21 protein-coding genes are annotated in these 21,101 nt (G+C 44.6%); 13 read left to right on the forward strand and 8 right to left on the reverse strand.

Annotation, left to right across the window (positions count from 1 at the left end; all coding sequences use genetic code 11):
* Positions 1 to 196: 196 nt before the first annotated feature.
* The 3 genes from gloA (at position 197) to FTW16_RS16115 (ending at position 2,663) form a co-directional block, all read left to right on the forward strand.
* On the forward strand, positions 197 to 574 hold the full coding sequence (gene gloA, locus FTW16_RS16105; RefSeq protein ID WP_086712238.1) for a lactoylglutathione lyase: 378 nt from the start codon (positions 197 to 199) through the stop codon (positions 572 to 574).
* A gap of 14 nt (positions 575 to 588) precedes the next feature.
* A complete protein-coding gene (locus FTW16_RS16110; protein ID WP_146491819.1) occupies positions 589 to 1,686 on the forward strand; it encodes an alkene reductase in 1,098 nt (365 codons plus the stop codon).
* Between the two features lie 110 nt (positions 1,687 to 1,796).
* Positions 1,797 to 2,663, forward strand: coding sequence for a DMT family transporter (locus FTW16_RS16115; RefSeq protein ID WP_060982872.1), 867 nt, complete (start codon positions 1,797 to 1,799; stop codon positions 2,661 to 2,663).
* Between the two features lie 45 nt (positions 2,664 to 2,708).
* Here FTW16_RS16115 and FTW16_RS16120 read toward each other — a convergent pair whose 3' ends face one another.
* The 4 genes from FTW16_RS16120 to FTW16_RS16140 all read right to left on the reverse strand — a co-directional run bounded on the left by FTW16_RS16120 (position 2,709) and on the right by FTW16_RS16140 (position 5,033).
* Positions 2,709 to 3,137 carry a MarR family winged helix-turn-helix transcriptional regulator gene (locus FTW16_RS16120; protein WP_052879847.1) on the reverse strand — a complete coding sequence of 143 codons (429 nt, stop codon included), beginning with the start codon at positions 3,135 to 3,137 and terminating at the stop codon, positions 2,709 to 2,711.
* A 122-nt stretch (positions 3,138 to 3,259) separates the two neighbouring features.
* The gene (locus FTW16_RS16130; RefSeq protein ID WP_146491820.1) at positions 3,260 to 3,754 is read right to left on the reverse strand and encodes a peptidylprolyl isomerase; all 495 of its coding nucleotides are present in this window, start codon (positions 3,752 to 3,754) and stop codon (positions 3,260 to 3,262) included.
* Between the two features lie 215 nt (positions 3,755 to 3,969).
* On the reverse strand, positions 3,970 to 4,569 hold the full coding sequence (locus FTW16_RS16135; RefSeq protein ID WP_146491821.1) for a thiol:disulfide interchange protein DsbA/DsbL: 600 nt from the start codon (positions 4,567 to 4,569) through the stop codon (positions 3,970 to 3,972).
* A gap of 89 nt (positions 4,570 to 4,658) precedes the next feature.
* Positions 4,659 to 5,033: a hypothetical protein gene (locus FTW16_RS16140; protein WP_146491822.1), complete on the reverse strand. Its 375-nt coding sequence runs from the start codon at positions 5,031 to 5,033 to the stop codon at positions 4,659 to 4,661.
* 287 nt (positions 5,034 to 5,320) lie between these two features.
* Between FTW16_RS16140 and FTW16_RS16145 the strand changes: the two genes are divergently transcribed.
* Positions 5,321 to 6,307: a glycosyl transferase family protein gene (locus tag FTW16_RS16145; protein ID WP_146491823.1), complete on the forward strand. Its 987-nt coding sequence runs from the start codon at positions 5,321 to 5,323 to the stop codon at positions 6,305 to 6,307.
* 99 nt (positions 6,308 to 6,406) lie between these two features.
* On the opposite strand, the gene FTW16_RS16150 is transcribed toward FTW16_RS16145, so the two are convergent.
* Both FTW16_RS16150 and FTW16_RS16155 read right to left on the reverse strand, forming a co-directional pair.
* On the reverse strand, positions 6,407 to 6,703 hold the full coding sequence (locus tag FTW16_RS16150) for a hypothetical protein (RefSeq protein WP_146491824.1): 297 nt from the start codon (positions 6,701 to 6,703) through the stop codon (positions 6,407 to 6,409).
* Positions 6,704 to 6,887: 184 nt separating this feature from the next.
* Positions 6,888 to 7,121 (reverse strand): hypothetical protein, encoded by a 234-nt coding sequence (locus FTW16_RS16155; protein WP_146491825.1) that lies wholly within the window; start codon positions 7,119 to 7,121, stop codon positions 6,888 to 6,890.
* A gap of 303 nt (positions 7,122 to 7,424) precedes the next feature.
* On the opposite strand from FTW16_RS16155, the gene FTW16_RS16160 reads away from it, so the two are divergent.
* From FTW16_RS16160 to udp, 4 genes are all read left to right on the forward strand, one after another.
* Positions 7,425 to 7,841, forward strand: a complete 417-nt coding sequence (locus tag FTW16_RS16160) for a CBS domain-containing protein (RefSeq protein ID WP_060982864.1) — start codon at positions 7,425 to 7,427, stop codon at positions 7,839 to 7,841.
* A gap of 173 nt (positions 7,842 to 8,014) precedes the next feature.
* Positions 8,015 to 9,478 (forward strand): MATE family efflux transporter, encoded by a 1,464-nt coding sequence (locus FTW16_RS16165; protein WP_146491826.1) that lies wholly within the window; start codon positions 8,015 to 8,017, stop codon positions 9,476 to 9,478.
* 153 nt (positions 9,479 to 9,631) lie between these two features.
* Positions 9,632 to 11,989, forward strand: coding sequence for a zinc/cadmium/mercury/lead-transporting ATPase (locus tag FTW16_RS16170; protein ID WP_146491827.1), 2,358 nt, complete (start codon positions 9,632 to 9,634; stop codon positions 11,987 to 11,989).
* Between the two features lie 283 nt (positions 11,990 to 12,272).
* Positions 12,273 to 13,031 carry a uridine phosphorylase gene (gene udp, locus FTW16_RS16175; RefSeq protein ID WP_061018938.1) on the forward strand — a complete coding sequence of 253 codons (759 nt, stop codon included), beginning with the start codon at positions 12,273 to 12,275 and terminating at the stop codon, positions 13,029 to 13,031.
* 212 nt (positions 13,032 to 13,243) lie between these two features.
* Here the strand turns inward: udp and FTW16_RS16180 are convergent, their stop codons facing one another.
* Both FTW16_RS16180 and FTW16_RS16185 read right to left on the reverse strand, forming a co-directional pair.
* The gene (locus FTW16_RS16180; protein WP_146491828.1) at positions 13,244 to 14,410 is read right to left on the reverse strand and encodes a DUF1887 family protein; all 1,167 of its coding nucleotides are present in this window, start codon (positions 14,408 to 14,410) and stop codon (positions 13,244 to 13,246) included.
* Between the two features lie 197 nt (positions 14,411 to 14,607).
* A complete protein-coding gene (locus FTW16_RS16185) occupies positions 14,608 to 16,599 on the reverse strand; it encodes a methyl-accepting chemotaxis protein (RefSeq protein ID WP_146491829.1) in 1,992 nt (663 codons plus the stop codon).
* 277 nt (positions 16,600 to 16,876) lie between these two features.
* Here FTW16_RS16185 and hinT point away from each other — a divergent pair, with 277 nt between their 5' ends.
* From hinT to FTW16_RS16210, 5 genes are all read left to right on the forward strand, one after another.
* On the forward strand, positions 16,877 to 17,227 hold the full coding sequence (gene hinT, locus FTW16_RS16190) for a purine nucleoside phosphoramidase (protein ID WP_004736268.1): 351 nt from the start codon (positions 16,877 to 16,879) through the stop codon (positions 17,225 to 17,227).
* 273 nt (positions 17,228 to 17,500) lie between these two features.
* Positions 17,501 to 18,892 (forward strand): COG3014 family protein, encoded by a 1,392-nt coding sequence (locus tag FTW16_RS16195; protein ID WP_146491830.1) that lies wholly within the window; start codon positions 17,501 to 17,503, stop codon positions 18,890 to 18,892.
* Complete coding sequence (locus tag FTW16_RS16200; protein WP_017060222.1) at positions 18,892 to 19,275, forward strand: YcfL family protein; 384 nt, start codon at positions 18,892 to 18,894, stop codon at positions 19,273 to 19,275. The genes FTW16_RS16195 and FTW16_RS16200 overlap by 1 nt, the downstream gene beginning before the upstream one ends.
* 86 nt (positions 19,276 to 19,361) lie before the next feature.
* Positions 19,362 to 19,952 carry a penicillin-binding protein activator LpoB gene (gene lpoB / locus FTW16_RS16205; protein ID WP_048658277.1) on the forward strand — a complete coding sequence of 197 codons (591 nt, stop codon included), beginning with the start codon at positions 19,362 to 19,364 and terminating at the stop codon, positions 19,950 to 19,952.
* Between the two features lie 203 nt (positions 19,953 to 20,155).
* On the forward strand, positions 20,156 to 21,010 hold the full coding sequence (locus FTW16_RS16210; protein WP_146491831.1) for a phosphotransferase: 855 nt from the start codon (positions 20,156 to 20,158) through the stop codon (positions 21,008 to 21,010).
* The last annotated feature ends 91 nt before the right edge of the window (positions 21,011 to 21,101 follow it).

The raw sequence follows: 21,101 nt of genomic DNA on the forward strand, positions 1-21,101 counted from the left end.
AAGCATTGGCTTCCCTTTTTTGTGTCATTGAGTTCGTGTTAGTTATGAGGTTCATAACAAAAAATTATCACATTGAGAATTTTTGATAATTTCCTTAATTCCCCGAAGAATCGTATTATTTCACTCAGAGATTAGTGGATAACCTCCACTTAAAATAATAACGGCGCCATGCTTTTGGTGCTAATAAGGGTGAAATATGAAATTCCTACACACAATGATCCGAGTTACTGATTTAGACAAGTCTATCGAGTTCTACACCAAGGTATTGGGAATGAAGGAACTTGAACGCCACGAAAATAAAGACTACCGCTACACATTGGTTTTTGTTGGCTACGAGCAAGGCGGCACGACTATCGAGCTAACGTTCAACTGGGATACTAATGAGTACGAGATGGGCAGCGCGTTCGGTCATCTGGCATTGGGTGTAGAAGATATTTACGCAGCATGCGACAAGATCAAATCGCTAGGTGGCAACGTTACTCGCGAAGCCGGCCCAGTGAAAGGTGGTTCAACGCACATCGCTTTTATTACTGACCCAGACGGCTACCAAATCGAACTGATTCAACTAGGTTAATTGAGGATATAACAATGACAAACGCATTATTTCAACCAATTCAACTTGGTAATATCGAGCTTAAAAACCGTATTGTTATGCCACCAATGACGCGTTCTCGTGCAACGCAACCTGGTAATTCAGCAAACGACATGATGGCGGCTTACTACGCTCAACGCGCTTCTGCAGGTTTGATTATCGCTGAAGGCACGCAAATTTCACCTATGGGTCAAGGCTATGCTTGGACTCCGGGTATCTATTCTGATGAGCAGATTGCTGGTTGGAAAAAAGTCACCGATGCAGTACATGACAAAGAGGGTGTTATCTTCGCTCAACTTTGGCATGTAGGCCGTGTAACACACCCAGATAACATCGGCGGTGAACAGCCAATCTCGTCTTCTGCACTTAAAGCAGAAAACGTAAAAGTATTCATCGATAACGGCACTGATGAACCGGGCTTTGTAGATGTGGTTGAACCTCGTGAGATGACGAAACAAGACATCAAACAAGTGGTTGAACAGTATCGCCAAGCGGCTTTGAATGCGGTTGAAGCGGGCTTTGATGGTATTGAACTTCACGCCGCGAATGGTTACTTAATCAACCAATTCATCGATTCTGAAGCAAACAATCGCACTGACGAATACGGTGGTTCAATCGAAAACCGTTTACGTTTCCTAGGTGAAGTGGTTGAGGCTATGGTTGAAGCGATTGGTGCTGACCGCGTTGGTGTGCGTCTTGCTCCGTTTACATCGTTGAATGGTACCGTTGATGCTACGCCAGTAGAGACTTACACAGCGGCGGCAGCACTACTTAATCTATACAAAATTGTTTACCTGCACATTGCAGAAGTCGATTGGGACGATGCACCTGAAACACCAAAAACCTTTAAATCAGCAGTACGTAATGCTTATCAAGGTGTTCTGATTTATGCGGGTAAATACGATAGCGAGCGTGGCGAAAAAGCGGTTGCTGAAGGCGTAACTGACATGGTTGGTTTTGGTCGTCCGTTCGTTGCTAACCCAGACTTACCTGCTCGTATTCAAAATGGTTACCCACTTGCGGCGCACGATCCAAACACATTGTTCGGTGGTGCTGAAAAAGGTTTAACGGATTACCCAGAATACGCAGGCTAAAAACAGCTGCCTGAAGCAGAGTATTGAGATAGTATCTTGATCCTGTTGAATGTTTATAAAAAGCAACCTAGCAGAGCCAGGTTGCTTTTTTCGTTATTGGACCGAATAAAATGATGAACGTGAAAGCGATGCGTGGGGAACTTTATCTCCTATTTGCCACCCTGTTAGCCGGGGTTGGATGGATTGCATCTAAGCTGGTGGTATTAGAAATGCCAGGACCAGTGTTCATTGGTGTGCGGTTTGTTGTGGCAAGCCTGATTTTACTTCCGTTTTGTATTCATCATATTCGTAAGCTTTCGTTTAAGCAGATACTTTCTCTTTGCGGAGTGGGTTTGTTGCTGTCCGCCTCATTGCAGGTATGGGTGTTTGCGGTATCGGTGACAGAAAGCTTGTCGGAAGGGGCGTTCATCATGAGCCTCGCGATGATCATTGCACCGTTTGTGTCTTGGATTTTGTTTCGAGTTAAGCCTAATCGTGCGTTTTGGATGTCGTTCCCTATCGCGATTATCGGCATGCTGTTGCTGACTTTGGGTAACGGCTGGCATGTCGAGCAGAGTCAGATTTACTTTCTGCTAGCATCGATGTTGTTGTCCGTTCATTTTGTGATGAACAAGCGCGTGATTACTAATATCAAACCTATCGCATCAATCTGTGTGCAGTTGTTTGTGGTGGGTGTGAGTGGTTTAGCCTTTGCTTCTATGACCGCTCAGCCGGAGTTCGAGATAACCAAAACCTTAGTTTTCTGGTTTATAGTTTCTGCGGTTATTGCGACTTCTATTCGTTACTTGCTTCAAACCGTCGGCCAACACTCTGTCAACATGGAAGTAGCGGCATTGATCATGATTCTTGAGCCAGTATGGACGCTGTTACTGAGTGTGAGTGTGTTAGGCGAAAGTGTAGAGATGCAAAAGCTGCTAGGTGGAGCTGTGATTATTGCTTCACTGTTCTGCTATATTAAGTGGTCGAGACGACAATAAAACACTCGGTGCGAGACCGAGTGTTGCTTGTTCTCTAATGTACGCTTAAATCGCCGCGACCATTTTCTGAAGTAGCTTGAGTATTTGTTGTTGCTCTTGCTCGTCCAACTCGCTCATTAACTCTTTGTTTAAACGAGCAGGGATAGAGATGAGTTGTTCTTCGAGAGCTTTTCCTTTTTCAGTTAAGTAGATTCGGAAAGAGCGACGGCTATTTGGATCGGCTCTACGCTCAACCAACTCTAGCTTCTCTAACTTGTCTAGTGTGCGTGTCGTAGTTGAATTTTCGACCTTGGATTTTGCCGCGATATCACGCTGAGTAATACCTTCCTCTTCCCATAGACACATCAATGTTGGCCACAATGCGATGGTTAGGCCGTGCTTCTTCAGCTCTAGGTCGAAATCTTTACTCGCTTTGTTGGCGATTACATTGATCATCCATCCAAAGCTATTTTGTCTATCAAATTCTACTGACATCTGCTTGTACCTAATTCTTACGATGACATTACAACTATTGTCATCGTAACTAATATGAACGCAATTAGCATCAACAATACTTTTCTATTTGATGAAAAAGCGAATTGACTGCTAATTTTGAATTAATCGCGAATCGTAACCTTGGTGATCACAATATCTTCGCAAGGCACATCTTCGTGTCCCCAGCGAGTGGTTGTTGGCGCTACAGCGATTTTGTTTACCACGTCCATACCTGCTGAAACTTTAGCGAATACCGCGTAACCCCAACCAGCATTCGTCGTTGAGGTATGATCTAGGAAGTCGTTGTCATCAAGGTTGATGAAGAACTGCGCTGTTGCAGAATGTGGGGCGTCGGTACGAGCCATAGCGACAGAGCCGATCACGTTTTTTAAGCCACGGTTTGCTTCATTGACGATGGGTGCGCGAGTTGGTTTTTCTGTCATGTCGATAGTGTGCCCACCACCTTGAATCATGAAACCTTCAATAACACGATGAAATGTCGTGCCTTCGTAGAAGCCATCTTGGCAGTATTTAAGGAAGTTTTTCGACGTTACTGGCGCTTTTTCAAGGTTCAGTTCAATTTCAATGTCGCCAAAGTTAGTGGTCAGAATGATCATAAAGGTCCCAATATTTGAGTGCTATTATTTGGAATGCTACAGCACAGTGGATAGCTTAATTGAGTGCAGTATATGAAAAATTATGGAGGATGCCAGTTAACAATACTTCCCAAGCGTATTGATGGGATTGGTGAGTGGCTAGGAAACATCATATATAAGAAAGCCAGCGATGAAATCGCTGACTTTGAGATATCTAAAATAGGCCCTAGTTATTGCTAAAGAGTTAGCAGGTAATTCACTAGTTGGTTGTACTCTTCGTAGCTCTTAATTTGGTCCGGTTTCACGATGTATTTGTTGTTAACCAGAACTCCAGGAACACCTGTTAGTGTGCTTTGTTCAAACTCTTTATCGAAACGTTTTTGCATCGAGTTCACTGCAAAGCTGTTGTATGCCGCATCAAACTTCTTCGCATCGATACCGTTATCAATGAAAACTTCACGCAGCTCTACTTCATTTTTTGGTGTTTGTTGCTTCTCATGGATTTGAGCAAACATCGCAGGAACCATACTTTCTTCAGCGTCTAGAGCAATCATGGTCGCGTAAGCTTTTGCCATTGGCACGGCCATGTTGTTACCCATAAAAGCGACATGTACTTTTTGGAAGCTTGCTGACTTTGGTAAGTCTTCTTTTAGATACTTAATCACCCCTTCAAATTTGTAACAGTGTGGGCAATAGAAAGAGAAAAATTCGGTTACGACAGGCTTGTCAGCCTTCGCTACATCAAGGATTTTGTAGTGCGTGCCTTCTTCAAATTGTGCGGCGTTTACTGAAGCGCTCAAGATAAGAGCGGCAAAGAGGCTAAATAGTTTTTTCATGTGTTCATTTCCTAAATTCGGATGTCATTAGATACAGCAAATGCGCTGTTATATCTTGGCGGCAGATATTGCCAAATAGGGACAAACGATTAAGAAATAGGAGGGCGATATGGCGCTTGTGGTGCAATGATCGCTTTGTGTGAAGGCTCTTTTTCTATCAATGCCAGCGATTCAATCTGCGTATCGAAAGATTCAGAAACGATAAGTGGTGGCATTTTCAGTAGACAGACTGATCCACAGCAATGGTGTTCAACGTTGGGTTGTGCGTTGGGAAAAGGTGTTGGGGCGCTTTCTACAGAACTGATGTTAGAAGCAGAGAAAGAGAAGCTATTGGCGGAAGTTGATTGAGCTTGAGGGGCTTGCAGAGCATTGCTGCTCGCGATGCTGTCCACACTAATGGTGGCCATTAGCATAGCGAAGAGCATGAAAGCGTGTACCCAAATTTTGTTAATCAACTTTGGCATCAATTCTTAGTCTTGGTATATGAACGTGTGTTGGTGCGAATAAAATTGTGCAACCGCTAACCGTAAAATAGGTAAAGTGCAAACGTTCCGATAATACACGACTTGTTTCAGCATCTCTAATCAAACCCGATGAAACTTGCCAGGGTTCTATTTTTGTTTGACCTATCAAGGTGCGCTGCATACGTTAATTTTACCTCAATCCGTGTATTGATAATTAGGGAGCAGCTGTTGAATCGCTTTGCAATGGACTGCGGGTATCATAGAATCGAAAACGTATTCGAATTTTATTGATATCAACGGAAGAGAATAAACAATCAATGAGTAGTATTTTAGAGTGTATTCGTACAGTTGGACGAGGAGAAAGAGGGCGTAAGCCTTTGTCGTTCGAACAAGCCTACCGCATCATGGATGAGTATTTAAGCGGAGAGGTCGGTGACGACCAAATGGCGATGCTACTGATGTTGATTCGTGTGCAGAATGAAACCAATGAAGAGATTGCTGGCTTTGTAAAAGCCTTTCAGTCACGAGTGCCAGACTTAGGCGCAGATATTGACTGGCCGTGTTACGCCGGTAAACGTAATGATACTGCCAGTGGTAAGCCGTGGAATTTGCTTGCTGCGAAGATATTGGCTGACGACGGTTATAAGGTATTGATGCATGGCTATATGGATAAACCAAGTGGCCGCACGCACGTAGAGACTCACCTTGAGTGTGTCGGTGTGCGTAGTGCGAAAGATCCACAAGACGCGAAGCAGATCCTTGAATCTGATGGTATCGCCTATTTACCGCTTGCCAACTTTGCACCAGAAGCTCAGACCATGATCGGCTGGAAACACCGTTACGGTTTGCGCACACCAATCAACACTGTGGTTCGAGCATTGAACCCAGGTGGTGGCCGTTTAGGTCTGCGTGGCAGTTTCCATCCTGGCTTCCCACAGCTTCATGCGGAAGTTGAGCATGTCATTGGCAATAAATCCCACTCGGTGATTTCATTCAAAGGGATGAATGGTGAGTCGGAATATAACCCTAAAGTTAGCCAAACGGTTTGGATGAGCTCTCCTGACAAAGTTGAATCGTTCTACTGGGAAGAGATGATGAACCTAGAGCTGCCACTTCCTAGTCAATGTGTACTTGGTACACCGGCTGAAGAGATGGCGTTAATGGCGAATACCGTTGTTGACAGCATGACAGCTATTCTCTTTGCAGAAACGCACGATAAAACTGAGGCATACCAGAAAGCGGTGCGCCTGTGGCATGAGTATTGTGCGAGTTAGATGATGGTTTTTAACCAATGAGAGAAGGTCAGCGTGTGCTGGCCTTTTTTGTGCTTGATTTCTAGCAAAGGGCTTTCGTGAATGCTCAAGCAATAAGAGTTACTTTACTCGCATCAATCGATGCATCTTGCCTTCAAATTGAATCTCAATGACTTGTGAAATTTTCATTTTCTCAACTCGTTCAAGCATTGCTGCTTGATAGGCTCGCTTCTTCATCCACTCTAACGGCTCTTTAAAGCCATCTTCATTAATCACAAAGGACTGATCGGTGAAGGAGTCTTCAAAGATATGAACCACCCAAATACGTGATTGGAAATCTAACAATTCTCTAAAGTAGCTTTTTAGCTTAGGTATAAAGTGAGATAGAACAGTTTGAGGAGAACGAAGCAAAGTCATAGTGAACCGTTTAGACAATGAAAAGCGGTGCGACGGATGTGTCCAATTCGAGCGCTTATCGGTTAAAGCAGGTAATCATCGTCAATGTGATTACCTACTCAAGAACTTGCCACAAAATACGGTATTCATGTGTCGCTGACAATGCTTGTTGAGCTTGACTGTCAAGACATGTGTGATGAGTCTGCTATTTAACGAACAAGCCGAAGTCAATCTCTTGTTCTCTTTGGTATTTCACCAGCTTCACTCTTAGGTCGTGTTTTGCTGCTAAGTCAATGGCTAAGCACGACATGCGTTTTATCTCATCAACGCAGCTTGAAATAAGCGGTTTTTCTTGATTATCGATAGTGGCGATGAGTGTGTTTTCTGTGCCGTCGTTACCTGCATAAACATACGCGTACATGTTGTTGTCGTGTTGCATAAACTTCCTAAATCCGGATTTCTAATTATTAGTGCGGTGAAGATTACAGGGTTTATCTACTCAGGCTAGTTCGGCTAAGTAAGGTTAAGCAAGGAAAAGTAAGGCTTTGTAAGGGCTCTTTTCCCCCTTTTTTCTGGTGGTCTAAAACGTGCTCAAGCCTTTGTTTGTCTCGCTTTGTTGTCTTGTTAGGTTTTGCCTATCAATAAAATTGTTGAAATCCATTTAGTAAAATCAAGATTTTAGACAACAATTAACTTAACAAGATAGAAAAATATATAACGCAAAGTATTTAGGGAGAACGCAATGCATTCTATTAAAGTGAAAGATTATATGACGCAACAGGTTGTGACATTTACTCCTGATATGCCGTTAAGTCTAGCGTTAGACAAAGTGATGCGTAGCCACCATATGGGTGGACCCGTAATTGACGATAATGAGCAAGTGATTGGTTTCCTTTCTGAGCAAGATTTACTCGAGAAGCTGGTGAAGGTGAGCTATTTCTGCCAAGACACACACATTGTGGGTGACTGCATGTATCAAGAAGTACTGTCTGTCTCACCTGAATTATCTATTATTGAGCTGGCGGACATGATGCAAGTTGGTAAACCTAAGGCATACCCAGTAATTGATAACGGGAAGCTGGTCGGTATGATCACCCGAACCGATGTTTTGAGAGCAATCGGCAAGAACTTAGATGAATGTTTCAAACATCCTGTATAGTAAGGTGTTAAGAACGATTATTTTTATCAATACCCATAATTGACAAAAGGCGCACTAGCGCCTTTTTTCTGTATAGAGCTTTTCTAGATAGATCCTTTCTTTGTGGATCCCCAACTTGTGGTTGACTAGTTTATTAAGCTTTAGTTTGCGGTATGCCAACTTTTGGAGGTTTCATGTCAAATCAAACGGCAAAGTTTGTTGAAGGTTCAACGATGCGCCATATATTGGTGATGTCGGGGGCTGGCTCTGTCGGTTTGATGGCGTTATTTGTCGTAGATTTACTCGACATGCTGTTCATCAGTATGCTCGGGCAGGTTGAATTGGCCGCGGCAGTGGGCTTTGCAGGTACGCTGACTTTTTTCTCTACCTCTGTTTCGATTGGTACTTCGATTGCCATGGGCGCATTAGTCTCCAAAGCTATTGGCTCAAAGAATCAAGAACACGCTCGAAATCTAAGCACCAGCATCATGCTGACTGCGTTTGTTATCAGTTCCACCGTAACTGCAATCATGTTCGCTTATATTCCAGAGCTGTTAGCCGCGATAGGCGCAAAAGGGATTGCTGCTGAGCGTGCTCAAGCGTATCTACAGATTTTGCTACCGAGTGGTCCATTTTTGGCGTTAGCGATGGCGGCGGGTGCGGGCTTAAGAGCGGCAGGAGATGCGAAACGCTCGATGTGGGCGACTTTGTCGGGCGGTATTGTTAACGCGATTCTCGATCCTCTGTTTATTTTTGGTTTTGGTTGGAATATCGAAGGGGCAGCTATCGCTTCGGTTGTTGCTCGCTTCTCGGTGCTGTTCTTCTCACTTTATCCTTTGATTCGCAGCCATCAGCTGGTGGCTCCACCTTCGTTTGTGCAATGGCGCCTTAATATTCGACCAATATTGGCGATTGCGCTGCCTGCGATTATCACCAATACCGCAACGCCTATCGGTAATGCGATTGTGACGACAGGTATCGCACAATATGGTGAGGATTTTGTCGCGGGTTTTGCCGTGATCGGTCGTCTAACACCAGTTTGTTTTGCGGTTATCTTTGCCTTGTCTGGCGCTGTGGGACCAATCATTGGTCAGAACTTTGGTGCAGAACGCATGGACAGAGTTAAAGAAACACTTAATAACTCATTGCTGGTAACGACACTTTATACCATTGCCGTTTGTATTCTGTTGTACCTCGTTCAAGGTTATGTCATTCAAGGCTTTAGCTTACAAGGTGATGCGGCAATCATTGTGGCGGCTTTCTGTACCTATGTGGCGTTAACCTTCACCTTTAACGGCGCGCTATTTGTTGCCAATACCTCCTTTAATAATCTAGGTAAACCGCTTTACTCAACGGCGTTGAATTTGGGCAAAGCGACGTTAGGTACTCTACCATTCGTCTATCTAGGTTCTCAGTGGTATGGCGCTTTGGGGGTTTTGTACGGACAAGCGTTAGGTAATGTTCTGTTCGGGATTTTAGGTATTTTGGTACTTCGACATCATATTACTGAGCTGATGCAAGGTTCTCAAGTTGATCCAGTTGAAGACGATGTGTCTATTGTCAGCTTGAACACACAGCCGTTTTGTTCACACGATGCGGTTCTTATTGATGATGTATCGGCGAATCGTGAAGAGTGTGCGGAGCGTAAATCTCCGTAAGCCATTGGCGCTGGCATAATATTTTTGTTTTCTCGATAACTTCTTCTTGACCTTGGAGTAGCCTCCAAGGTTTATACTTTTGGTGAACTTAAGGTTCTGTTGCTCGTGAGTTAGCAACAACCTCAAGGCTTTTGAGTATTAAGGAGATACATTATGTGCGCAAAACATGCAGCGTGCCGCTCAGCAAAAGTGGACGTTCAACCTCAAGCGGCAGGAGCAAGTTGCTCTAGCCCTAAAATTTCAAGTATCACAGCAGCAGGTACCTCATCTGGTTGTTGTAGCTCTTCTGCTGCTCCGTCACCGTCTGGAGATGATTGTTGTAGTTCGTCGGATAGTGGAGAAGAAGACAGTCAGTCCTCAACCTTATCTCTCGACGCCCAATTTTCCAAAAGTTGGTTGGTTGCCGGAATGGACTGCCCAGCTTGTGCAAGAAAAATAGAAAACGCGATCAGCAATATTGACGGTGTTATTCAAGCGAAGGTTCTCTTTGCTACCGAAAAGCTGGTTGTGAAATTCGATAATGAAAGCCTTGCCAACACTATTGAACAGGTCTCTATCAAAACTGGCTTCCCATTAACGGAAGTTGGTTCTAAGAAAGAAAAACAACAGCCTGAGACTTTTTGGCAAGCTCATATCCAACCTAATTTACAGATTATCGCGATTGCAGCGGCAATGCTGTTTGCTGCGCTTCTGAAAAGTACCTCTCCTCAATTAAGTGAAGGCTTGTTTACGGTAACTTGTCTGCTTGGTTTATATCCGGTGGCGAAGAAAGCGGTTCAGTTGGCACGTTCAGGTACACCGTTTGCTATTGAAACCTTAATGAGTGTTGCCGCGCTGGGTGCTTTGTACCTGGGTGAAACCGCGGAAGCGGCGATGGTTCTATTATTGTTCTTGATTGGTGAGCGCTTAGAAGCGTTTGCTTCATCTAGAGCAAGAAGTGGCGTTCAAGCGCTAATGGCATTAGTGCCAGAGAACGCGACCAAGATTATCAACGGTGAACGTGTTGAAGTGGCAGTAAGTGAGCTTGTTCCTGGTGATATCATTGAAGTCGCAGCAGGTTCTCGCTTGCCTGCTGATGGCAAATTGATTACAGACGCGGCAAGCTTTGATGAAAGTGCGTTAACCGGTGAATCTGTTCCTGTTGAACACGCCGAAGGTAACAGCATTATGGCTGGTGCCGTCGTCGTGGACAAAGTGGTTCGTATAACCATCACTTCAAAACAAGGTGAAAACGCAATCGACCGTATTCTTCACCTGATTGAAGAAGCAGAGTCTCGTAAAGCACCACTGGAACGTTTCCTTGATAAGTTCAGCCGTTGGTACACGCCATTGATGATGGTGGTGGCTTTGCTCGTTATTATCACGCCACCACTGTTGTTCGCTCAACCTTGGGAAACATGGGTATACCGTGGCCTAGCGCTATTGTTGATTGCTTGTCCGTGTGCCTTGGTTATCTCGACGCCAGCAGCGATTACTTCTGGTTTAGCGGCAGCAGCGAAACGTGGTGCACTAATTAAAGGCGGTGCAGCACTGGAGCAGCTTGGCAAAATCCAAACTATTGCCTTCGATAAGACGGGCACACTGACCGAAGGTAAGCCCCAGGTTACGGACATTCAGCCTCTATCGGGTTGGCAACAAGATGCGATGCTGCGTGTGGTTGGGGCGATTGAAGTTGGCTCTACTCACCCGTTGGCGCAGTCACTTGTCGCTAAAGTAAAAGATCTGAATATTGAGATTCCTGAATCACACAACAAGAAAGCGCTGATTGGCAGTGGTGTTGAAGGTGATGTTGATGGTGTTAAGTATCAGGTTCTGTCGCCGTCTAAAGTCACGTTCGAACTTGGTGTCGATGTGGTTTCTCAGGTTGAAGCATTAGAAGGCGAAGGTAAGACGGTTGTGGTTGCTCTTGAGCTTAAAGATCAAGAAGAATCAACAGAACACGCAACGGCAGTGATTGGTTTGATTGCTTGGCAAGATACGTTACGCAGTGACGCTAAGCTTGCGATTGAGCGACTTAATGACTTGGGCATTCAATCTATCATGCTGACTGGCGATAACCCACGCAGTGCCGCAGCGATCAGTAGCAAGATTGGTATGCAGTACAAGGCAAGTCTATTACCAAGCGACAAGGTATCTTACGTTGAGGAGTTATCTCAACAGTCGCACGTTGCAATGGTTGGTGATGGCATCAATGATGCGCCAGCAATGAAAACGGCGAATGTCGGCATCGCAATGGGCGGAGGGACTGATGTCGCCTTGGAAACGGCGGATTCAGCACTAACCCATAACCGCTTAACAGAATTGCCAGCGATGATTGAGCTATCGCAAGCAACTATGAACAACATCCGTCAAAATGTTGCTCTAGCGCTCGGTTTGAAAGGTGTATTCTTGGTGACCAGTTTGCTTGGTATTACCGGTTTATGGGTTGCTGTGTTAGCCGATAGTGGTGCGACAGCTTTGGTGACATTAAACGCACTGCGCCTGCTTCGATTCAAATCTAAAGCGGATTAAATCGAGCTCACCGACATAGAGCATTCTTAATATAAAAAGCGCCTTTAGCGGTAATACGGTAAAGGCGCTTTTTGTCTCATTAGTATGCAACACAGGCGTATGGATTGCTTATTTTTGTGATGCCAATCGGTTTTTCGTGAAACTTGAAATCTTGTTGCGATCATTCATGTGACGAGTATCACTTCATTTTGTGGTTAGCTTGGTTAGAGTGTGTTCGTACCCCACGAATTTACTATGAGCTTAAATAAGGGTAAAAAGCCCAATAAGCCAAAAGGAGCGAACTATGTCTCAAGCTGTTTTCCATTTAGGTGTTACTGAAGCAGATCTTAACGGTGCTACTCTTGCGATCATCCCTGGTGATCCTGCTCGTGTACAAAAAATTGCAGAAGAGATGGAGAATCCAGTATTTCTTGCTAGCCATCGTGAATACACACTTTACCGCGCAGAACTAGACGGTAAGCCAGTTGTTGTATGTTCAACAGGTATCGGTGGTCCATCGACTTCTATCGCTGTAGAAGAGCTAGCTCAACTGGGTGTTCGCACTTTCCTGCGTGTTGGTACTACGGGTGCTATCCAACCTCACGTAAACGTGGGTGACATGATTGTTTCTACTGGTTCTGTTCGTCTAGACGGCGCTAGCCTGCACTTTGCTCCAATGGAGTTCCCAGCAGTTGCTGACTTCGAAGTGGCAACAGCAATGAAAGCGGCAGTTGAAGAATCAGGTGCAGCAGTTCACATGGGCGTAACAGCTTCAAGTGACACTTTCTACCCAGGTCAAGAGCGTTACGACACGTTCTCTGGTCGCGTAGTTAAGCGCTTCCAAGGTTCTATGCAAGAATGGCAAGACATGGGTGTTCTGAACTTCGAAATGGAATCTGCAACGCTGTTAACAATGTGTGCAAGCTCTGGCCTTAAAGCGGGTTGTGTTGCTGGTGTAATCATCAACCGTACTCAAAAAGAGATTCCAGACCACGACACACTAAAAGTAACAGAAGCTCGTTCAATCAAAGTGGTTGTAGAAGCTGCTCGTAAAATGCTTTAAGTCTTAAAGTGCTCTGAGTAGTAGAGAGCATTAAGCCTTAAACTGACTTCAAATTTTGAAAATGGCCGCATCGAATGATGTGGCCATTTTTTTATGTCGTCTTAAAGTAATCGATAGAGAGAATAGACAAGAAAAAGGCGAGTGACTTAATGGTCATTCGCCTTTTTTATAATCTGCTTTAGAGCGTTTAGCTCTCATGAGTTTATTTGTTTTTAGTACTCTAGATCTTCATTACCGCCAGCAGCTGTAAACCATGCCGTTAGGTGTGTTTTAAGGTCTTTTAGTTCGTCAGGGCCAATCAGTGCAAGACCAAGATCTTCTGCTCGAGTGATATCGTTATGGCGAAGAGGGCGGAAGCTCACCAACATTGCACGCGCTTGTAGGCCACCTAGCAGGTCTCTCAGCGATTCTAATTTGTATAAGGTGTCATCACCATCGTCACGCATGCCTTTGGTCTTACATTCGATGATGTGCAGCTTATTGTTCACCACAGATGCAACATCAAGCTCGTTTCGAACCTCACGCTCACCGAGTTGACGGTACACCTGAACATTCAAAGAACGGTCTTGAATGGTCGGCATGTCATCTTGGATCTGCTTAACTGTGCTGTGAACTAATGTTTCAAGCCATTCACCGTTTGAGAAGCGTCGCGCGTCTTCATTGGTAAAGGTTAAAATACCATTGTTGTAAGTCGCAATCTTAGCTTCAACCAAATCGCTCAGCAGCATGTTCAGTTCGCGATAGCCTTGTTGCTTCTCAGAGAGCTCAACATCAAGCTTCTGTTCTTTACGACAGGTCGTTGCAAGGTAGTTCAATGTCGCAAGGCCAGGGCCTAATTCGAGTGCGTTACTTGCCCAGCGCTCACCTAACTCATAAAGCTTCTGATCAAGTTGCGGCGATAGTTGTACATCGCTGAATTCACCACGAGCACCAAATACCGTTAGGTAGTCGTCGATAGTAATGCGGTCTTGAACTTGTGCGTCTTCTTTGCCATTTGGATACAACCAGCACAGCTTGTCACTGTTTGGTTCGACAACAAAGATTGGCCAGTGATAAGTACGGAATACTTCGTAGACGGAAAGTAGACGATGACGAAGGCCACAACTCGCGTTGAGTTTCACTTCTTGACCGCGTGCTTTCAGGTCTTCGGCAAGGGTTTGGATAGATTCTTTAATGACGGACGTATTTACGATGGTCGGAATTTCGAAAAACTCACTGGTAATGTCGCGCTTCTGCAAAACGCTGTCTAAACGTTTGTACATACTGACTTGATTTTTGTCGCCGATAAACACTATATGAGTGCTGACCGTTCGGTTATCAAGTAAAGGGGTGAGCAAGCGAATGGGGTCTTGATCGATAATGCCAACATGAACAGCCATATAAGTTCCTTAATAGCGGCTCGCTCATAAAGGTGAAAGAAAAAACGGGAAGCAGCAAGCCTTAATAATCATATAATGACAAAGCTCATAAAAAACAAGGGCAACCCTTGATAAAAGTTGCCCTAGCTCAATTAGTTACCACTATTGGGTATGAAGTCTCAAGAATCTCACTAAATATCTATCGATTCTTTATTTATCTATAGTTTGAACTGATGTACTAAATCACCTTGCTGATTTGCCAGAATTGTTAGGTTTTGGCTTGCTTCCGCAATTGAAGACATCGCTTGGTAACTCTTATCTGCGATGTGGTTGATGTCTTCGATATTACGTGCGATATCACCAGACGTTTCACTCTGCTCTGCGGCTGCTTGAGAGATGTGCGTGCTCATGTGGCTGATCTCTAGAATCAAGGCTTGGATCTCTTCCATCGCACTGTTTGCACTCGAAGCTTGTTGAACCGACATGTCCATATCGCTCATACAACTTTCAATTACGTTGCTTGCGGTTTTCGAACTTGACTGCAGATTGCTGATCATGGTCTCGATTTCAGAGGTTGATTGAGTAGTTTTTTGCGCTAGCACTCGTACTTCATCGGCAACAACTGCAAAGCCACGACCTTGTTCGCCAGCACGCGCTGCTTCGATTGCCGCATTGAGTGCAAGTAGGTTGGTCTGTTCAGCAATGCCACGAATAACGTCAAGGATTGAACCAATCTGACTACTCATTTGCTGTAGCTCGCCCACCGCACCCACTGATTCAGTAAGGCGAACCTCAAGCTGATTAATGGTGCTAATGTTGGTGTTCATGATCTGACGACCAGATTCAGAAGCCGATTCTACTTGTTGAACCATAGTTAGTGAGCTTTGCGCGCTGTTTGCCACTTCTTGTACAGAATGAGACATCTCTGTCATTGCGGTCGCAACGGTAGCGGTTTGTTCACGTTGGCTGTTCAGCTGAGCTTGCGTTTCAGAAGAAGTCTTCTGGTTTACGCTTGCGGTCTTGGTTAGGTCATCTGAAGCGTCATTTAGCTTCACGAGAATATTGTGCAAATTGTCAGCCAAGGTATTGATGTGACGGCTCACACGGCTGAATTCGTTGTCGTATCGAATATCGATACGTTGAGTCATATCGCCTTGAGTCAGGCCTTCTAATGTCCCGAGAATGCGAGTTAGTGGTTCTCTTACACTATGTGCAATGTGGTAACCAATCGCTGCAGCGAATACGGTCACAATGATGCCAATTGCGATTGCGTTGAATAGGCCTTTGTCGTAGATGCTGCTTGCGTCAGCTAACGACGAGTTGAGTTGCTCTTCAGCGGTCACGTTGAATGAGTCTAAAACGGCCATCGCTTGGTCAACTTCTACGGCTAGGTTGGCGATGTTCACGTACAGCGCTTGCTTGGCTTGTAGGTAGTTGTTGTGTTTGTCTAACACGCCGCCTTTTTGGCCGACGTCTTTGGTGAATTTCTGAACCGACTCATCGAAGACATTTTTAAGCGCCGGTAGCTGTGTGGATAGACCGCGATAAGCGTAGTTAAGGTGAGTAACGGCCTTTTTGTTTTGGTTAACGGCTTTCTGAACGAAGGCAACATCAGAGCTAGCAAGCGCATCAGAGGTAATGACTTCTGCGTCTTGCAGTTTAATGAAGTAGCTCTTTGCCATCACTTTTACAGAGATGCTTTTTTGATCAGCAACGTACTCTTTCATGCCAACAGTTAATTCTGAATGCAGACGTTGGAAGTCACGAGAGGCTTTTTGTACCTGCTCTTGTGCTTCAAACATTGCGACGTAGTTGTTCATCGCTTCGTCTGCTTCGGCGAAGTAGCGCTCTTCCATCGCTCTTAATTGCGCGATACGTTCGGTGAGCGAAACATTGTCTTGGCTCGCTGCTTCTAAGTTACCTAGCACTTCAGAAAACGAGTTTTGTGATGCAGCAAACTCTGTACGCATTGCAGACATGCGTTCAGCGTTTTGTGTGGTTAAGAAATCTTTGAATGACTTATCGGCAGAAAGCAATTGAACACTTGTTTGATTTGAAAGCGCGACAAGTGGTAATGAGGTTTCTGAGACACTCTCAAAATTGCTGTGTATCTGATTCATGCTGTTCATCATGATGGTTATCGTGACTGCGAACATGATGATGATCAGTGCGAAACCAGCGTACATACGCTTGATCACAGATCCCTTCATGGCTTTCTCCCTAAATAAAAATGCAGACCTAATGTCAGGTCAAAGTAAAACTAACAAAATTATCAGCATTCTATTGAGCTCGGCTTACGCATTTTATGACGCACACGTCAAAAATAACCCTCAGTTATAACCAACATGCCATTCTTGAGAGCTAACACTGGTTTTCTTTGATTTGAACGGTGTTTTTTATTATGCTTTAAAGCAGATTTATTGTGGTTTGATGCGGCATAGCGCATACTCAAAGCATTAAAAAATAAATGTTTTATCGGAGAGAAACATGGCTGAAGAAACCATTTTTAGTAAGATCATCAATAAAGAAATTCCAGCAGATTTATTATACCAAGACGATTTAGTAACGGCCTTTCGTGATATTAACCCTCGCGCGCCAAGCCATATCCTAATTATTCCTAATAAGCTGATTCCAACAACTAACGATGTTGAAGTAGAAGATGAAGCGATGATGGGGCGTATGTTTACCGTTGCACGCAAGTTAGCAAAAGAAGAAGGCATCGCAGAAGATGGCTATCGTCTTATCGTAAACTGTAACTCTCACGGTGGCCAAGAGGTTTACCATATTCACATGCACTTGGTTGGTGGTCGTCCACTTGGTCCCCTATTAATGAGCTAATAAAAAGCTAACGAGTTAATGAAAGCTAATGAGCTAGTTTAAGCGAGCTCATTAGCGGGCTAACGCAAGTAGTTAGTTGGAAAATTTGTAGTTTGTATGCCAACTTTAAGTTCTATCTGTTGTCTGAATGTCGGCATCGCCTAGGCCGAGGCTAAATCGGTAGGGTTTCAACTGGCTTGAGATCCTTTTTACAACACGTTTCGTTTTGATAATGAGACTAGGGTCAACAGACCCTAACAAAGTTGGCATTTTAAACATGCACGGAGACGATAAGTGAAGCAACAGTTTAGATTCGCTTCCATTGCCCTGTTATCGGCGTTGACCGCGGGTTGTGCGAGTATGTCTGCAGGAAGCCTGTTCAGTCATTACAGTGCGCAAAACAAAGCGATCTACCAAGCCGTTAAGTCTGGAGATTATTCAAAGGCTCAGCAAGATCTACCAGATTACACGGCAGGCGACATCCTTGATAATTTTGAAAGAGGCAGAATTAATCTGCTGGATCAAAAATACCCTGAGAGTAAGTCTTCGTTTGAAGTGGCTGATCAAGCAGTAACCGAGCAGCAACGAAAAGCGGTGATCTCAATCTCAGACAGCGCAACCAGTGTTGGTGCGTTGGCAGTGAATGACAATATTACCGAGTATGTGCCAGCCGATTATGAGTTGGGCTTTCTTCATCTATATCTCGGATTAAATTACCTTAAGAAAAATGATTTAGAAGGTGCGGTGATCGAAATGCGTCGCGCCAATCAAGTTCAAGAACAAGCAAAGAAGCAACGTGAAGCCGAGTTAGATCGCGCAGCCAACGATGCGAAGAAGCAGGGTTTGTCTGCCAATGTGGGTAGCATCCTTTCTAATTATCCTGATGCGGGTAAAAAACTGCAGTCGGTACAAAATGCGTATCTGATGTTCTTGTCTGGTCTGCTTTATGAAGCTTCGAATGATCTAAACAGCGCTTATGTTGACTATCGTCGTGCTTTGGCTGTGATGCCAAACAACCAAGAAATTATAGATAGAACCATGGCAACAGCCGCTCGTTTAGGGATGCGACAAGATTTAGCGACATTGGAAAAGCGTTACAAGCAATCATCTAAGCTTGGTGCAGGTGAAGGGCGAGTAATTGTTCTCCAAGAGCAGAGCGCTGTGCAAGCTATGGACAGTTGGCGACTAGATTTACCTGTTTATGACAGTCGCGATCAGGGAGCAATATACTCTCTTGCGCTGCCATATTACCCAAGCCAAAACGTAGAGCGTTTTTCTGCGTTGCGAATCAGTGGGCAACCGCTACAAGAGCACTTGATCACTGACGTAAATGCAATGGCGCAGAATGATTTATCCGAGCGTATGACGAGCATTGTTATTCGCCAAGCGCTACGCGTAGTCGCGAAAGATCGCATTCGTAAAGAAGCCACCAAAGGCGATGATGTCGGCAATATTTTGTTCAACGTGTGGAACACACTGACAGAGCAACCAGACACACGTAGTTGGCAATCATTACCTGCAGAGATTAAGAGCAGCACGTTTGTAGCAAACAACGGTCAATATACGTTGGAAGCGGGCGCTAAAACGTATGACTTTGATATTCGAGAAGGGCAAACCACCTTGGTGTGGATTTCTCGACAAGGAAACAACGCAACAATGTGGCATAAACAGCTAGGGAGGCTGTAATGAAAAAGTGGTTAGTGAGCTTAGCAGCGGTGATGGCTCTGGCTGGTTGTGCAGATAATACAGCTGGCGTAAGGGTCGATAGCCTGACTCAGAACGTTTTCTTTGGTGACAAGGTATTGGGCAGCCGTTTACAGGTTGAAGATATCCGCACTGATCTGGTCGACGGTCATACGCGAGGAATCGTTCGTTTAAACAGTAACTATAAGGGCGATCAACATATCCTTTATCGTTTTTACTGGTACGACGATGCCGGGCTTGAGGTCAACCTAAAGCAAGGCCCTTGGAAGCAAGCGATTGTTCGTGGTTTTGAAAGTATTTCGTTGTCGGAAGTGTCGGTAAACCCAAAAGCGACTCAGTTCAGAGTCCAGTTCCGAGAGCAGTAAGTTAGATTAAACGGGTCTAATGATTCGTAAATACAAGAATTTAAGAGTGTGGGTAACCCCACTCAGTGATAAGTTGAGGAAACAAAATGAAAAAGAGTGTCATTGCGCTACTAGGTTTAGCGGTTATTTTAGGCGGTTGTTCGAACAAGGTAAGCTACGGTGATGCACAAGCAGTAGAAACCACGACAATCGATTTCGGTTCAACTGACCTTCAAACGATTGCGGGTGAAATGGTCGATAGCATGATGGCGTCTGGTTCAGTGGCTTACATTACTCGTGAACAGCGTCCAATCGTGTTCGTTGAGCGTATCAAGAACAAAACAAGCGAGCACATCGATACTGAGTCAATCACAGACACAATCAGTACTAAAATGCTGAATTCTGGTAAGTTCCGTTTCGTTGATATGGATCGTGTTGAGTCTGTTCGTGACCAATTGAATTTCCAAAACAACGATGAGCTAGTGAACCAAAGCTCAGCTATTCAGTTTGGTAAAATGGTTGGTGCTCAGTACATGTTGTACGGCAATCTATCAAGCATTGTTAAGAAAGCGGGTAGCGATGAAGACGTATACTACAAAATGACCATGCGTCTAATGGATCTTGAGTCTGGCTTGATTGAATGGGCTGACGAGACCGAAATCCGTAAGCAACAATCTAAGAGCCTACTGGGTCTTTAATCTCGCTTACTCGCCAACTATGCGCAGCCAGTTTTGACAGCGTCTAGTCTTGGCTGACCATGAGCTTGACAGTGTTCAATCTTGGCTGCATATAGGTTGGTCGTACGCCAATGCAGTACATGATGCGCTGTTTATTAAGAGACACTGGCTTTTGGTCAGTGTCTTTTTTGTAGGGAAGTGAAGACGTTTATAGGGAATAAACAATGGCAATTTTTTCTTGGTCTGAGGCTAAGCTTCTTGATACCAGTTTGAGTTCGCTTGATGGTTACTTTTCTGAGCCTCCAGCCAGAGCGCAGACACTAACTGGTGGATTGACCAATCGATGTTGGAAGCTAGTAGCTGCCGATGGCACTGCTTACGTTTGGCGGCCAACCACACCTATCACCAAAGCGTTCTTCATCTCTCGTCATGAAGAGTATCAAGTGCTCTCGACGATTGAGCGTCTTGGTATTGGCCCAAGCCCGATGGTGGTGAATGAGCAAGGGTTATTGGTTGAATGGATTGATGGTGAGACTCTTTATGAAGGGTTAGACATTGAAGACCTGTTGAAAACGTTGATCTCAGTGCATCTGGTTAACACTGCGCGATTGCCACTGCAACCTTTCAGTTTCACAGCGCGAGTCGACCACTATTGGCTTCAGCTTGATGCGATTCATAAGACCGAAACCTGCACTAAGATTTATCAAGAGTGGCGCGTGGCCCCGAGTGTTACCAATGTCGACCTGTCTTTGTGCCATTTTGATTTAGGTGGTTATAACCTAGTGAGAAACAGTGACGGTATTAAGATTATCGACTGGGAATACGCCGCGCTAGCCGACCCTAGGCTCGACTTAACCCTGACCATTGCGGTTACTGGAGTGCAGGCCAATGAAGCGGTTGAGAAGTACTGCCAGCTGCGAGGCATCCATGATGTTCAGCCTTGGCTAGATGGTGTAGAAGCGTGGTTACCGAGAAGCCAAATGATGGCAATGCTTTGGTATTTACTTGCTCATCAGCTTTGGGGCGATGAAAGTTATTTGCAGGAAGCAGAGGCTCTAAGTCACACTTTATGTAGCTAGGATCACGTTTAGGAAGTGAAAAATATAATTTCGGTGGTCTTCCCTTTAAAACCTTGTTTTTCGTGTTAGATTGATCAAAACGTACCAATAT

Source organism: Vibrio sp. T20, from assembly GCF_007858795.1.
In the GTDB taxonomy this organism is placed as follows: domain Bacteria; phylum Pseudomonadota; class Gammaproteobacteria; order Enterobacterales; family Vibrionaceae; genus Vibrio; species Vibrio satsumensis.

Excerpts from the sequence above, each read along its gene's own strand:
- FTW16_RS16120 (WP_052879847.1), bottom strand. The coding sequence starts at position 3,137 with ATGTCAGTAGAATTTGATAGACAAAATAGCTTTGGATGGATGATCAAT.
- FTW16_RS16185 (WP_146491829.1), bottom strand. The coding sequence starts at position 16,599 with ATGAAGGGATCTGTGATCAAGCGTATGTACGCTGGTTTCGCACTGATC.
- FTW16_RS16140 (WP_146491822.1), bottom strand. The coding sequence starts at position 5,033 with ATGCCAAAGTTGATTAACAAAATTTGGGTACACGCTTTCATGCTCTTC.
- FTW16_RS16135 (WP_146491821.1), bottom strand. The coding sequence starts at position 4,569 with ATGAAAAAACTATTTAGCCTCTTTGCCGCTCTTATCTTGAGCGCTTCA.
- FTW16_RS16165 (WP_146491826.1), top strand. The coding sequence starts at position 8,015 with ATGTCAAATCAAACGGCAAAGTTTGTTGAAGGTTCAACGATGCGCCAT.
- hinT (WP_004736268.1), top strand. The coding sequence starts at position 16,877 with ATGGCTGAAGAAACCATTTTTAGTAAGATCATCAATAAAGAAATTCCA.
- gloA (WP_086712238.1), top strand. The coding sequence starts at position 197 with ATGAAATTCCTACACACAATGATCCGAGTTACTGATTTAGACAAGTCT.
- FTW16_RS16155 (WP_146491825.1), bottom strand. The coding sequence starts at position 7,121 with ATGCAACACGACAACAACATGTACGCGTATGTTTATGCAGGTAACGAC.
- FTW16_RS16210 (WP_146491831.1), top strand. The coding sequence starts at position 20,156 with ATGGCAATTTTTTCTTGGTCTGAGGCTAAGCTTCTTGATACCAGTTTG.
- lpoB (WP_048658277.1), top strand. The coding sequence starts at position 19,362 with ATGAAAAAGAGTGTCATTGCGCTACTAGGTTTAGCGGTTATTTTAGGC.
- FTW16_RS16170 (WP_146491827.1), top strand. The coding sequence starts at position 9,632 with ATGTGCGCAAAACATGCAGCGTGCCGCTCAGCAAAAGTGGACGTTCAA.
- FTW16_RS16180 (WP_146491828.1), bottom strand. The coding sequence starts at position 14,410 with ATGGCTGTTCATGTTGGCATTATCGATCAAGACCCCATTCGCTTGCTC.
- FTW16_RS16200 (WP_017060222.1), top strand. The coding sequence starts at position 18,892 with ATGAAAAAGTGGTTAGTGAGCTTAGCAGCGGTGATGGCTCTGGCTGGT.
- udp (WP_061018938.1), top strand. The coding sequence starts at position 12,273 with ATGTCTCAAGCTGTTTTCCATTTAGGTGTTACTGAAGCAGATCTTAAC.
- FTW16_RS16115 (WP_060982872.1), top strand. The coding sequence starts at position 1,797 with ATGATGAACGTGAAAGCGATGCGTGGGGAACTTTATCTCCTATTTGCC.
- FTW16_RS16110 (WP_146491819.1), top strand. The coding sequence starts at position 589 with ATGACAAACGCATTATTTCAACCAATTCAACTTGGTAATATCGAGCTT.
- FTW16_RS16150 (WP_146491824.1), bottom strand. The coding sequence starts at position 6,703 with ATGACTTTGCTTCGTTCTCCTCAAACTGTTCTATCTCACTTTATACCT.
- FTW16_RS16130 (WP_146491820.1), bottom strand. The coding sequence starts at position 3,754 with ATGATCATTCTGACCACTAACTTTGGCGACATTGAAATTGAACTGAAC.
- FTW16_RS16160 (WP_060982864.1), top strand. The coding sequence starts at position 7,425 with ATGCATTCTATTAAAGTGAAAGATTATATGACGCAACAGGTTGTGACA.